11 protein-coding genes and 1 pseudogene are annotated in these 12343 nt (G+C 65.6%); 6 read left to right on the top strand and 6 right to left on the bottom strand.

The features are described from left to right. Positions 1-15 precede the first annotated feature (15 nt). On the top strand, positions 16-510 hold the full coding sequence (locus EP26_RS31365; RefSeq protein WP_043345727.1) for a transposase: 495 nt from the start codon (positions 16-18) through the stop codon (positions 508-510). Positions 511-634: 124 nt separating this feature from the next. On the opposite strand, the gene EP26_RS31360 is transcribed toward EP26_RS31365, so the two are convergent. The 4 genes from EP26_RS31360 to EP26_RS31345 all read right to left on the bottom strand — a co-directional run bounded on the left by EP26_RS31360 (position 635) and on the right by EP26_RS31345 (position 6111). Then, the gene (locus tag EP26_RS31360) at positions 635-1288 is read right to left on the bottom strand and encodes a phasin family protein (protein WP_043345725.1); all 654 of its coding nucleotides are present in this window, start codon (positions 1286-1288) and stop codon (positions 635-637) included. A 565-nt stretch (positions 1289-1853) separates the two neighbouring features. Next, the gene (locus EP26_RS31355; RefSeq protein ID WP_211259674.1) at positions 1854-3605 is read right to left on the bottom strand and encodes a PHA/PHB synthase family protein; all 1752 of its coding nucleotides are present in this window, start codon (positions 3603-3605) and stop codon (positions 1854-1856) included. 642 nt (positions 3606-4247) lie between these two features. Further along, the gene (locus EP26_RS31350) at positions 4248-5450 is read right to left on the bottom strand and encodes a DUF2382 domain-containing protein (protein WP_211259673.1); all 1203 of its coding nucleotides are present in this window, start codon (positions 5448-5450) and stop codon (positions 4248-4250) included. A gap of 163 nt (positions 5451-5613) precedes the next feature. Next, the gene (locus tag EP26_RS31345; RefSeq protein ID WP_052389933.1) at positions 5614-6111 is read right to left on the bottom strand and encodes a phasin family protein; all 498 of its coding nucleotides are present in this window, start codon (positions 6109-6111) and stop codon (positions 5614-5616) included. Positions 6112-6522: 411 nt separating this feature from the next. Between EP26_RS31345 and EP26_RS31340 the strand changes: the two genes are divergently transcribed. The 3 genes from EP26_RS31340 to EP26_RS31330 all read left to right on the top strand — a co-directional run bounded on the left by EP26_RS31340 (position 6523) and on the right by EP26_RS31330 (position 8212). Beyond that, positions 6523-7524 carry an alpha/beta fold hydrolase gene (locus EP26_RS31340; protein ID WP_084113223.1) on the top strand — a complete coding sequence of 334 codons (1002 nt, stop codon included), beginning with the start codon at positions 6523-6525 and terminating at the stop codon, positions 7522-7524. Positions 7525-7620: 96 nt separating this feature from the next. Continuing rightward, positions 7621-7836: a hypothetical protein gene (locus EP26_RS31335; RefSeq protein WP_043345719.1), complete on the top strand. Its 216-nt coding sequence runs from the start codon at positions 7621-7623 to the stop codon at positions 7834-7836. A 184-nt stretch (positions 7837-8020) separates the two neighbouring features. Then, positions 8021-8212: a hypothetical protein gene (locus tag EP26_RS31330; RefSeq protein WP_157034028.1), complete on the top strand. Its 192-nt coding sequence runs from the start codon at positions 8021-8023 to the stop codon at positions 8210-8212. 42 nt (positions 8213-8254) lie between these two features. On the opposite strand, the gene EP26_RS34510 is transcribed toward EP26_RS31330, so the two are convergent. Together EP26_RS34510 and EP26_RS31325 are read right to left on the bottom strand one after the other, a co-directional pair. Continuing rightward, positions 8255-8395: an SOS response-associated peptidase family protein gene (locus tag EP26_RS34510; protein WP_211259672.1), complete on the bottom strand. Its 141-nt coding sequence runs from the start codon at positions 8393-8395 to the stop codon at positions 8255-8257. Positions 8396-8503: 108 nt separating this feature from the next. Then, positions 8504-9811: an IS4 family transposase gene (locus tag EP26_RS31325; RefSeq protein ID WP_043345714.1), complete on the bottom strand. Its 1308-nt coding sequence runs from the start codon at positions 9809-9811 to the stop codon at positions 8504-8506. Between the two features lie 227 nt (positions 9812-10038). On the opposite strand from EP26_RS31325, the pseudogene EP26_RS31320 reads away from it, so the two are divergent. Continuing rightward, positions 10039-11003, top strand: a pseudogene (locus tag EP26_RS31320) (IS5 family transposase). Between the two features lie 22 nt (positions 11004-11025). After that, positions 11026-12343, top strand: a 1318-nt coding sequence (locus tag EP26_RS36625; protein WP_169747577.1) for a glycoside hydrolase 5 family protein, incomplete at its 3' end; no start/stop codon positions are given.

Genomic DNA, 12343 nt, shown 5'->3' with positions numbered 1-12343 from the left:
CGCCGAGCCTGGAAGATGCTCCACCTCGCCACTGACGCCGACACCGGCCAGGTCGTCACCTCGGTGTTGACCAGCAAGGATGCCGATGACGGCTCGCAAGTTGGCTCCCTGCTCGACGGGGTCGACGGTTCCGTGGCGTCCTTCACCGGCGATGGAGCCTACGACCGAGACGACGTTTGTGCCGAGGTTGCTGCGCGGTATCCAGATGCCTCCATCATCGTTCGGCCGCGTGCGAATGCGGTGTCGAGCGGCACAGTCGAGACCGCGCCGACACAGCGGGATGCACATTTGCGCTGTATTGCCGAGCGTGGGCGCATGGGCTGGCAGCGGTCGTCAGGATACAACTTTCGTGCCCTGGTGGAGGCGGACATCTCGAGATGGAAGCGCGTCATCGGTGACGGGCTACACTCACAAACTGATGGGCGCCAGGCGACCGAGGTGGCCATCGCTACCAAGGCGCTGAACCACATGCTCGAGCTTGGGCGGCCGGAGTACATCCGGACCGCATGACCCTAGACGCGAGCAGGGCTCAGTGTGTCCAGGCCGCTGACCCGTACAACAAGATGCCGGGACGCCCCTGGCGTCCCGGCCGCTCCCTTCTGCACTCCGGACCCTTGCAGGGCCCGCGCCGGTGTCACTCCGCTGCGGTCTGCAGAGGCCGCTGGCCCTGATCGGCCTGGCGGATCTGCTCCTCGAGCGGGCGCAGCGTCTCGTCGGCAGTACGGCGCACCGCACGAACCAGCGTGGCGCTGTTACGCAGGAGAGCGTCTGTGTACTCGCGCGCGAAGCGCTGCTGCAGTTCCACGAGCGGAGCCGGGTTGGCGAGGCGGAACAACTCCTGCGCCGCGCGCAGGTTGGTCTGCATCACGCCCTCGACCAGGCCGGCCACGCCCTGCTGCAGGTCGCGCAGCCCGCCTTCGGCGGCGTTGGGCAGCGCCATCAGCTGACGCACGTTTTCGGTCGTGCCACGGGCTGCCTCGGCTACCTTGTGGCTGACCTCCTCAAAGCGCTGCGCTGCATCCTGGGCGATCTGGCGCTGAGCGTCGGTTACGGCCTGCGTGCTCCGGCGAGCTGTGTCATTCGCAAGCTCAGCGCCGCGGCGGGCCGCATCGGCTCCGGCTTCGGTGGCCTTACGCGTCATGTCGGCGCCGGCCTCGGCATTCTGGCGCAACGCCTCACCGGTAGCATGGCCGCCTTGCTGGACGGCCTCGGCGCTACGGCGGATTGCAGCCGCCGCATCAGTGGCAGCGGTTGCGCGTGCGTCTTGCGGCTTGTTGATGTCAGCCATGTCGATCTCCTACTAATATTTCTATGGAGCACGACAAGATTGCTGCGCTGCACAACAGAGATGTGCCATAGTATACGGCCCGACGCAAGGGAGTAGTTTTGAACAAAATAAAGCAGTTGTGTGTCGCAACTATTGAGTATATGCCGTTCCGTAGGCGCATCTCACCACTTGAGCGGCTTTTCTATTACATTCTGTAGGTCTATTACGATCCGGCACAAGGCGATTGGGATAGAGCGACTCGTCGACCTTTCGCAGTCGCAGGGGCACCCAGGGCCGTTTGTGGGCCTCAAAACAGCACCTGCGCCTTCCCTAGCGGCGTGGATCGTGGCCACGGCGACCGGTTGCAGCATGAGCAACCTGAACGCGGATGTCGCCGTCGCAGATCGGGCAATCTCGGTGAGCAAAGCATGGCCAGGCGGCATCACAGGACCACAGCACAGGGCTGCTCAAAGCAGCCAAGATCCTCGTCAGGCGCCGGGGCGGTAGAGCGTCCTCTGAGGCGGCCAAGTCCACCGTAGGTGCTGCTGGCGCTGAGGCAGGCGCTGGAGGACGCGGCCGCCTTGCCCTACTTCTCCAGCACGTAGGTACCAGGCGCATCCGTGATCGGCGGGTGCGCGGCGCTGCCCATCGACGGCGGCGTAGCCTTCTCGCCTGAGCGTGCCGCGAGCCAAGCCGTCCAGTCGGTCCACCAGCTGCCGTCATGCTTCGTGGCTGCCTTGCGCCAGTCCTCCGGCGTTGCCGCTTGGGCCTCGTTGACCCAGTAGGTGCCCTTACCACCCGGCGGATTGATGATGCCGGCGATATGGCCGGAGGAGGCGAGCACGTAGCGCACCTTACCACCGACGAGCTGGGTAATACGCCAAGCAGCGTCCCAGGGGACAATGTGGTCCTTTTCCGCGCCGACCGCGTAGACGTCGAGCGCGATGCTGCCGAGATCAATCGGCTCGCCCTTCAGCTCGATCTTGCCTGGCACGATCAGGTTGTTCTCCTTGTAGGTGTTCCGCAGGTACCAGGCATGCGCGGCGCGGCACATGCGGGTACCGTCGCTGTTCCAGTAGAGCAGGTCAAAAGCCGGCGGCTTTTCGCCCATCAGATAGTTGTTCACCACGTTCGCCCAGATCAGGTCGTTCGAACGCAGCAGATTGAACATGTTGGACATCTCTCGGCTGTCCAGGTAGCCACGCTCCATCATCTGCTGCTCGACCAAATCCATCGCCGGCTCGTCCATGAAGACAGCGGTGTCGCCCACCCGCGAGAAATCCTGCAGCGAGACCATGAAGGTCGCCGCATTGAAGCGCTTGTCCTCCTTCCGGGCCAGCCAGGCGAGGGTCATGGCAAGCAGCGTGCCGCCGATGCAATAGCCCATCACGTTGATGGATTCTGCGCCGGTGATCTCGCGCACGACGTCGCTTGCCTCGAGCGGGCCGAGGTCCATGTAGTCCTCGAAGCTAGTCTCCTCCATCGAGGCGTCAGGATTCTTCCAGGACACCATGAACACGGTGAAACCCTGCGAGACGAGGTGCGCCACCATGCTGTTCTTCGGCTGCATGTCGAGGATGTAGAATTTGTTGATCCAAGGCGGCATGAGCAGCAGCGGCGTCCGGTGAGCCTCCTTGGTCGTGGGCTCGTACTGGATCAACTCCAGCAGGCGGTTGCGGTGGACCATCTTGCCGGGCGACAGGGCGAGATTGCGCCCCGGCGCGAAGGCGGTGGCGTCCACCATGCTGAGGCGCCCTTCCTTCAGGTCAGCCGCCAAGTTGCGCGCGCCGTTGGCGAGGCTGGCGCCGCCAGTCTCCATCGCACGACGCAGCGCCGCCGGGTTCGAGGCGAGCAGCAAGGTCGGGCTCATGGCGTCCACGAACTGCCGGAGATGGAAGTCGAGCCGCCGGCGCTCCGTCTCATCCATACCGTCCGCTTGCGCCGCGCTTTGCTCGAGCAGCCAAGCTGAGGCGAGGAGGTAAGCCTCCTTCAACGTGCGATAGGCTGGGTTGGCCTGCCATTCCGGTGCAGCGAACCGCTTGTCTGCGCTGCCAGCAGGCGGGGCCGGCGATGTCCCCGCCGCGTCCCACCAGCGTCGGCCGGCCTCGCTCCATGCCTCGACAGCTGAACGCCAGAGGCCCGTGTTCAGCTCCGCTGCCGAGGCCATTGTCACGCTCGGTTGTTTGAGGGAGCGCAGCCACACCGTGCGGAGTGCCCTGACGACCTCCGCCCAGTCCACCGGCACGACGTCGCGCAGCGGGTTGGCGTTCCACATCTGGTCCACAGACCGCAGGAATGGGTCCTTGGTCAGCGCGCCGCCGAGCTGGTCGGTCGACATCTCCCACCAAGGCTTGGCGTGGCTGGCCCAGTCCCCGCTAGCCGAGCCTGATATCGCCTCTACCCAGGAGGCCCAGACAGCAAACATTGCGTCGGGGCCTGGTGGAGGAACCGCGCTCCCTTGGTCCGAATGTCCGCTTCCGCGGTTCTCGCCGCTGCCTTGGTTTGCCATGGCGTTCCCTTTCCTCGGCGCTGCCGTCCGCGCCGGTGTCGCACTCGGCCTGACCTTGCGGCCTCGCCCCGCCGGGGCGTTTTCGGCGTGCCCGACCTAGACGCCACCAGGTGTCGTCTAACGCCCGAGGGTTAGTCGGGTTGGAGACCGTGAGCAGACGCACCGCACTCGTCACGGAAGCACGGCTGGGCCGCTCCAGAGTCGCTAGCGAGGCGAACTCATTGCCTGCGGGTTGTGGTCCCGTGGCGGCAGTCCAGTCGGCCGGCACTTCCAGCCATGTCCGACCCATACGGCACGCCTTAGCGCATCCGCTTGCCGAGGCAAGAAGGAAACACCGGGGCCTCCTCCTGCTCCCGCAACAGCGACCGCCATGGGCTGCGGGCGCGGTGACCTTTTCCCCGAACGGCAGGACTGGGCGAGCGCTCCGCTTGGCCGCGGGTGCCTGTTCCGCCCTGTCCACCTGTCGTGGTTCTAACGTTCCGCGGTGACGTGGCGGAGCTGCTGGTCGCTCCGCGCCTTGCCAGGCTGCCGAATGTCGACCTCGTCGCGGCGCACCGTCTCGCGCACCGTTTCGACCCGCTGGGTGCGCTCGGTACGGACCACGATCTCCTCGCGCAAGCGGGTGCGCTTCTCGACCACTGGCACTTCGGCGGTTTCGACCACCTCGACCGTCACCTCGGTCAGAACCTCGCCCGTAACCCTGTCGCTCATTGGCCGGCGACGCTCTACAACCACCCGCTCGCTTTGCAGCGTGACCTGCTGCTCGACCGGCGTCTGCACGACGTAGCGATGGATGCGGGTGGTGCCGCGGTTCTCGGTCCGCTTGCCGACCTCGAGCACCTCCTCGCCGAGCGGGATCACCTCCTCCATACTGAAGGGCCCCCTGGTGGCGACGGCGCTTCCCGCCTGCTGCCTACCCTGCATCGGCCCCGCCCAGGGCCAGAAGAACATGCTGGTCAGCAACGGCGCCGCGGCCCGAGCCGGAGAGCGCCGGTCGGTGTCGCCGCTCGCTCCGGCATTTCCCGTGGCCATGCGGGTGACCTGCTGGGTCGTCTCGGTTGCGGCCTCGATCGGCCTCATAGCCGTGTCGGCAACCCGGCGGGCCGCCTCCTCTGTGCGGGTGTCGGCGGCTTGGCTTTGCTCGGCGTGCAACTCGGCCTGCCGGGTCAGGAACTCGGCCTCCTCGCGCTCCTGCCGCGCCGTGATCCGGCGTTCCTCTGCCTCGTCCTGCCGGGCCTGCTCGGCTTCGGCAAGGCCGGCCTCCATCCGCTCGGCGACACCCTGCACCTGCTCCTCGCTCAGCGCCCGCTGGATCGCCGGCAGCAGCTCCGTCTTCTCGTCGCGAGCGTGCTGGCGGAAGGTCTTCTGCAGCTCCTTCAGCCGCTCGGGGAAGGCCTCGTCGGCCTTGGGTAGGGCATCGAGCTCGGCGAGCTTGGCGCGCAGCTCCTTGTTGTCCTTGATCGCGCCAGCGACGAGACCCTTGGTCTCGGGGTTGCGCCGGAGCACTGGGAAGAGGTGCTGCTCTTCGAGGTTGGTGTGCTGCTCGAGTTCGGCCTTGAGCTCGGTGAACAGCTTCTCGCGGGTCTTGACCGCGCCGTCAGAGGTCTCGGCAAGCTTGGCGAACAGCTCGTTCAATTTGGCCGGGCCGGCCAGCATCAGGGTCCTGAGGGTCACGGTAAAATCCTTGGCTTGCCGCTGGAAACGGACTGCGGCGATCTGAATAAATTGAGATGTGGAAAAGGGGTAAGCGCCCGCGCTCGGCGGCGCTCCCAAAGTTTGAAAGCATGTTTGCAGGATTTCGACCCGGCGAAGGGTAGACGTCCCCCGCCGGCCCAGTTCAGTCCGCGCGAGAGTGCATCGTCTGCTCGAAGGCCATAGTCATGCGCTGGGCCAGCGGAGCATGGACCTGCTCCGTCAGCGCCAGGGCCGCCCGCTGCAGCTTGCCGCCTTCGTCGAGGGCCTGCTCCATTAAGGCGCGGGTGAGCTGCGCCTGGAGTGCCATGGCGTCCCGCAGGCTCTTCACGTTGGCGAAGCCCTTGGCGCCTCCAAAAGCGTGCTGCGTCAGGGTCGTCATGGCGGCAAGGTACTGGCGGCGAAGGTCTTGCATGCCTGAAAGGTAGATCTGCGCGGACTGCGTCGCCGCCTCGAGGTTGCCGCGGCCGAACTTGGTAGCGCTGTTGCTTGCTCTGGCGAACGCTTCGGCTGCCGGATGCAGCCCGTTCTGCACCAAGCCACGGGTCTGAGCCGCGTTGCCTTTAGTGGCTTGATGGGCCATGGCGAGCATATTTGCCACCATTGCGGAGGGTGTCTGCTTCGGTTCGGTGATTGTCGTCATGGACGTAATCCTTGCGCCAGTCGGAGGGTACGACGTCTTCGCTAGCGCCGAATTGCTGCATCGCAGCATTGATTTGAGTTGGTGTCTCAAGAGGCTCAGTGCAAGCGAATTGTGCAATGCAGCAATTCTGCTACCGCTAACGGCAACGGGCCGACCAGCTCGTCGACGACGACACGACCGGTGGACCACGAGGACGGGTTTGATTGGGGGCTTGCTCGGTCTTGCTGGGCCTCGCTGGGCTGGCGCCGCTGTTCAGCAGGAAGGACCGCGCGGGCAACGTGCATCCCGACCGTCCTCGCGTCTGACGCATAACCCAGTTGGTGGGATAAGGACCAGCAGACAGGAACCTTCGCAGTACTACGCGGTTGATGTCATGCTGCACTGCAGCATGATGCTGCTCAGGATGCCTCTATGCCCTTTACCGCCACGATCCGAACGCTTGCCACCAGCCGGGGCCTCCTCGCCGGCGCTGCTGCATTGGCCGGACTGGCTGTCACGAATGTCGTGCTGGCCCGGCGTGCGGAGCGTCGGCATCCGCCCAAGGGCCGCTTCATGACCGTGGATGGTGTCCGCCTGCATTACACCGATAGCGGCCGCGGCCAGCCCATCCTCCTCATCCACGGCAATGCAGTGAGCGGCGAGGATTACGAAACCAGTGGCCTTGCGGCGCAGCTCCGGGAGCGGCACCGGGTCATCATCATCGACCGTCCCGGCTTCGGGCATAGTGAGCGGCCGCACGGCAGGCTTTGGACCGCGATGGAACAGGGGGCCCTGCTGCGCCAGGCCATGCATCAGATCGGCGTCGAGCGGCCGGTCGTGGTTGGCCACTCTTGGGGAGCGATCGTCGCGCTCTCGCTCGCGGTGCAGCATCCGGCGGAGGCCGCAGGGCTGGTGCTGCTCTCAGGCTATTATCACTGGACGTTACGGCCGGATGTGCTGCTGGTGGTGCCGGGGGCGGTGCCGGTGCTCGGGGACCTGCTGCGCTACACGGTTTCGCCCTTGTTGGGGCGGCTGCTGATGCCATTGCTGAAGCGCGGCATGTTCTCGCCAGCGCCGATCCCGGCACGGTTCCGCACCGAATATTCTGATGCCATGGCCCTGCGGCCCTCGCAGATCCGCGCCACTTCCAGTGATGGCGCGCTCATGATCCCCGGTGCACTGCATTTGCGCGGCGACTACGCGACGCTACCAATGCCGGTGGCCATCCTGGCGGGCCAGGGCGACAAGGTGGTCTTCGCCAAGCGCGCCAGGCAACTGCACGCCGAAATACCAGGCAGCACGCTGGAGGTTTTGCCGGGTGTCGGGCACATGGTGCACCATTCGGCGCCGGACGACGTTGCGGCAGCGATCGAGCGGATTGCCGCAGCCGCGCTGCCCGACACCGTGCCTGTGGCGCTGGACCACGCGGCCTAGCTTGGTTTCTTCATCAGGCTGATGGGCATGGTGTAACCCCAGACTTGGCATAAATTTCGGCTGTCCCACCTATTTCGAAGTCTTACGAGAACCACCATGCAACAACTTCACGGCTTCGCAGTCGGCCAGAACGTTGAAATCGTCCCCGGCCGGTATGATGGCGACATCCCGCGCGGTACCTACACGATCCTGCGTCTGCTCCCGAATGAGGGAGCCGACCGCGAGTATCGCGTGCGCCATCAGCGCGACGGCCAAGAGCGCGTGGTACGCGAGAGCCAACTCTGTCTGGACCTGACCTCGCCCTTGGGCTGAGGTAGCAGCCGGACAAGCCATGACTCGCCATCATCTCTGCCAGGATTCGGCAGATCGGCCGCCAGTCCTGCATCTCTTCCTGCACTCCGGGTCACGACCGAGGCCTGCGCTGGTCCCGCCCGGTCGGTAGCGACGAGCCCAAAGCCTCACCTAGAGCCAGGTCGGATACCAAGGATACACCGTGGTGCAAACCAACAAGACGAAATCCGAAGCCGCTGATCCGGCGGCTGAGGCGCGGGTCGAGGAGGAGGTCGCCTACCTCTCCAAGCGGCATCGCGTGTCGCCTGCCATCGTGCAGGAGATCATCCGCCGCATCGGCACAAGCGAGCGCTCCGCAGTCGAGCGCGAGATCCGCAAGGGCATGGCGCGCCGCTGAGGCTCTACGGCCAGCCGTGTCCCTATCCTGCGCAAAAGCCTTTCACTGGTTGCGGACGATCGGCGCGGCATAGTCGGGGAACACACCCGGAAGTGGCGGCAAGTTACCGGCGCAGTCGGCCATCGCGTGGGTGAACTCGCGGATCGCCGGCTGGCCCTTGGTGATACTGTAGAGATTGCACATGCTGCAGTCTTCCCAGGGTTCACTTCACAGGGCGTGGCCGAGCGGAAATCCCGACTACCTGGGAGCTTCGGCTTAGCCTATCCGCTGCTGGCCTTAGGGCCACCCCTTTCAGGGTCTTTCGGCCTTGGTCTGGGCGAGGACGCGAGCGGTGGCGACATGCTCCCGTGCGGTCTTGCTGTCGACGTAGCCTTTCTTCACGGCTGGTTTTGGCTTGCGTGGGCTGGCCGCGACCTGACGCGGCACGACGTTGCGGGCGAGCCGTAACAGGCGTGCGGCCACGACAGCTGGGTCCGTACTGCCGGATAACCACGGCTCGTCGGGCAGGGCGATGAGCATGCCCTCGTAGCCGCCGCGGACCTGCAAAGCCAGATGGTAGAGCGACACCTGTAGGGCGGGGTGCGCGGCCTGGTGCGCCTGCTCGATGCAGCGCTGCAGCAGGGCAAGGACGTTGTAAGCCAGCACGGCGGTGGCGAAACCGAGCAGGGCCGCGCGCGGATGACCAAGGTTGCGCAGCTCGCTGTTCAGCGCCGCTTCAAGCCGCTGGAACATGCCCTCCACCGACCACCGCCGACGATACAGCCGGGCAACCTGCCGTGCGTCGACCCGCTCAGACAGATTGCTCCACAGCCGGATCACGCTCTCACCCGCCTCGGTCGGCGTGTCGAGAGTGAGCTCAATGCGCCGCCAGGGCTGGGACGATCCTGTCAACTCGATCCGCTGCTCGCGCACCTCGCCGGTCTCGCTGCGGCCGCAGGCGCGCCAGGGTCTCTCTGCCGCCAGCTTCGGGTGGCGGCCATGCTCGCGCACCAGAAAGCCAGCCTGCGCCGCCTGCCAGCCCAGCAGGACCGTTCGCGTGCAGAACTGCCGATCGGCGATCCACAACTGCCCAGGCCGAGCGCTGTCGAGCAAGTCGGCAACGGCCGCACGCTCGCTCTGGTGCGCGTCCTCGCAGGGCAAGATGTCGGCGACCAGCCCGCAGTCTGGATCGTAGACCACCAGCGTGTATCCAGGCAGCGCCGCGCCGCGGTGCCCGCGCAAGGGTACGAGGCGCTTCTCGCTGGCCGGCAGGTGGTTGCCGTCGAGCACGCGCACCTGCCAGCCTGGCAGGCTGGCCTCGCCTTCCCAGCCCGCCGTCACCGGCGCCAGCCGCTCGGCGCTGCCGCGGACCAGCGCCCGCAGCACGGCCGGCTCCGTGCGGTTGACCTTGTCGTAAAGCGCGCCAACCGATACCGGCAGCGTTTCCAGGCTCCGCGCCGCAGCGTGCAAGGAGGGGCGCAGGCCAAGGGAGACCAGTGTCACCAGCTCGATCACCGTCGAGAACAGCAGCTCGCGCGAGTACTGCCGCTGGCGGTGCTCCTCGAACACCGTGTCCATCCACTCGCTCGGGAGGGCGTGCTCCAGCGCGACCCGCGCCATCACACTCGCCGGCGTGCGCTGCTCGAAACGATCGAGGACAGAGTTCCGAATGGCACCTCTCCCGTTCTTGCCTGCGGTGGCAAGCCGACAGATGGTTCCGGGCCAACACCCTGAAAGGGGTGGGCCTTAGGGCGCCGCACGAGCTTGGTGCAGGGATAGGGCTTCCGGCCTGCCTGGCGTAGGATGAGATTGGGGTCACGCGTCACCACCGCTCCGGGGCATCCGCCTTGCCATTCAAAGCCTATGCAAATCGCCGGCACCACATTCCGCGAAGCAACACAGGGTGACGAACTGACCGGCCTACGAGGCTGGACTGCGAGCACGCGGCAGCCTGACGGTGTGGTTCACGGCCGAGGCGACCAAGGCATGGCGGGCTGAGCCGCGGACCACCCGGGGCGGACAACCGCGATACTCCGCCCTGGCAATCACCACGGCACTGACCCTGCGGAAAGTGTTTCGCCTGGCGCTGCGTCAGACGGAAGGCCTCATCGCCTCCATCATCGGCTTGCTTGGCCTCGACCTTGCCGTACCCAACCACAGCACGTTGAGCCGCCGAGCAGAGACGCTGGAGGTCCCGCGCCCATGCGGCGGACGCGAACTCATGCACCTACTGGTGGACAGCACGGGATTGAAGCTCTGCGGCCCCGGCGAGTGGCTGGTGGAGAAGCACGGCAAGAGGGCGCGGCGTGGGTGGCGCAAATTGCATCTCGCCACCGATGCCGACACCGGGTGGATCGTCGCAACGGAGCTGACCGGTAAGGACGCAGATGACGGCTCGCAGGTTGGTACCTTGCTCGACCAGGTGGAGGGTCAGGTGGCGTCCTTCACTGGCGATGGTGCCTACGACCGGGACGACGTCTACGCCGGGGTTGCCGCGGGGCATCCAGACGCCGCCGTCATCGCCCCGCCTCGCTCGAGCGCGGTGCCGAGCAACACGGCTGAGACTGCGCCGACGCAGCGTGATCAGCATCTGCAGCTTATAGCCGAGCATGGGCGCATGGGATGGCAGAAGGCTTCGAGATACACCTGCCGAGCCTTGGTGGAGTCCGACATCTCACGATGGAAACGCGTCATCGGAGACGGTCTGCGTTCGCTGACCAACGGGCGCCAGAGCACCGAGGTCGCCATCGCCGCCGACGCACTGAACCGCATGCTTGAGCTTGGCCGCCCGGAGTACGTCCGCATCGCATGACCCGAAACACGGTTCAGGCTCAATGTGCCTGATCCGCCGACCGGTGCAACACGCTGGGTCCGCCCTCTACACCAGCCTACTCCAGGACGCCCAACCCAGTGACTTATGCAACAAAATGACATCGAACACCTTCTGGCGTTCACCCCTCCCGCTCCCGACACCTCGGGAGCCATCACCTGGAACATTCGACTTGACCGAGCTACCGTGGATCGAACGCGCTGGAGATGCCCCCTATTTCGTGACGTCCCAAGGTGATCCTTGGACCCCTATCGGGCAGAACGACGCGATCACCTGGCCGGAGCTGGAAGGTCTTTTTCGTCGCCGTGACCTGCCAGGCGTGAAGCGGCATCTGCGATATCTGCGAGACAACGGCGTCACCTGCCTCCGGCTGATGCTGGAATATGCGCAGGGCAACCACCGTTTCCTGGAACGGCCAGTCGGGCACTTCGTGCCCGCCATGGTCCAGCTCTGGGACGACCTGTTCCGACTTTGCGAGCAGGTTGGCTTGCGAATCCTGCTCACACCCTTCGACACCTTCTTCACTTGGGTACGCTGGCGCCAGCATCCGTACAACGCCGCAAATGGTGGTCCCTGCTCCTCCCGGACGCGTCTCCTTGTCTGCCCTGCCACACGGGAGGCGTTGAAGGCACGGCTGGCCTTCGCCACGCGGCGTTGGGGCGGCAGCGGAGTGATCTTCGCCTGGGATTTGTGGAACGAGATGCACCCGGCTCAGGCGGAGAACCAGCACGGCGCCTTCGCTGGCTTCATTGACGATGTCGGCTCCTTTCTGCGGAAGCTGGAGACGGAGCTGCATGGGCGGGCTCACCTGCAATGCGTTTCGGTCTTCGGGCCGGAGCTGCTGTCCAGCCCGGCTATAGCGGATCCAATCTTTCGCCACCCAGGCCTCGATTTTGCAAGCAGCCACTTCTACGAAACCGGGACGATTGATCACCCCGCCGACACCATAGCTCCCGCAGTCAGCGTCGGCTGGCTGACCCGCGCCGCACTGAGCCACATCACCGATTGCCGCCCCTTTCTCGAATCCGAGCACGGCCCCATCCATAGCTTCAAGGACCGGCATAGCACCCTGCCGGAGGCTTTCGACGACGAGTATTTCCGCCACATCCAGTGGGCCCACCTCGCGTCAGGCGGCGCAGGCGGCGGGATGCGCTGGCCCAACCGCAGTCCCCATGTGCTCACGCCCGGCATGCGGACGGCGCAGGCGGCATTCTCGCGCTTCTTGCCATTAGTGGACTGGCCGCGCTTCTCCCGCCGCAATCTCGGAGAGGAGATCAGAGCTTCCGGCAGCAGCGTCCATGTCTTCGGCTGCGGCGATGCAC

It is taken from the genome of Belnapia moabensis DSM 16746, assembly GCF_000745835.1.
Taxonomy (GTDB): domain Bacteria; phylum Pseudomonadota; class Alphaproteobacteria; order Acetobacterales; family Acetobacteraceae; genus Belnapia; species Belnapia moabensis.
The sequence above is the reverse complement of the archived record's forward strand: the minus strand, read 5'-3'. Positions and strand labels throughout refer to the sequence as shown.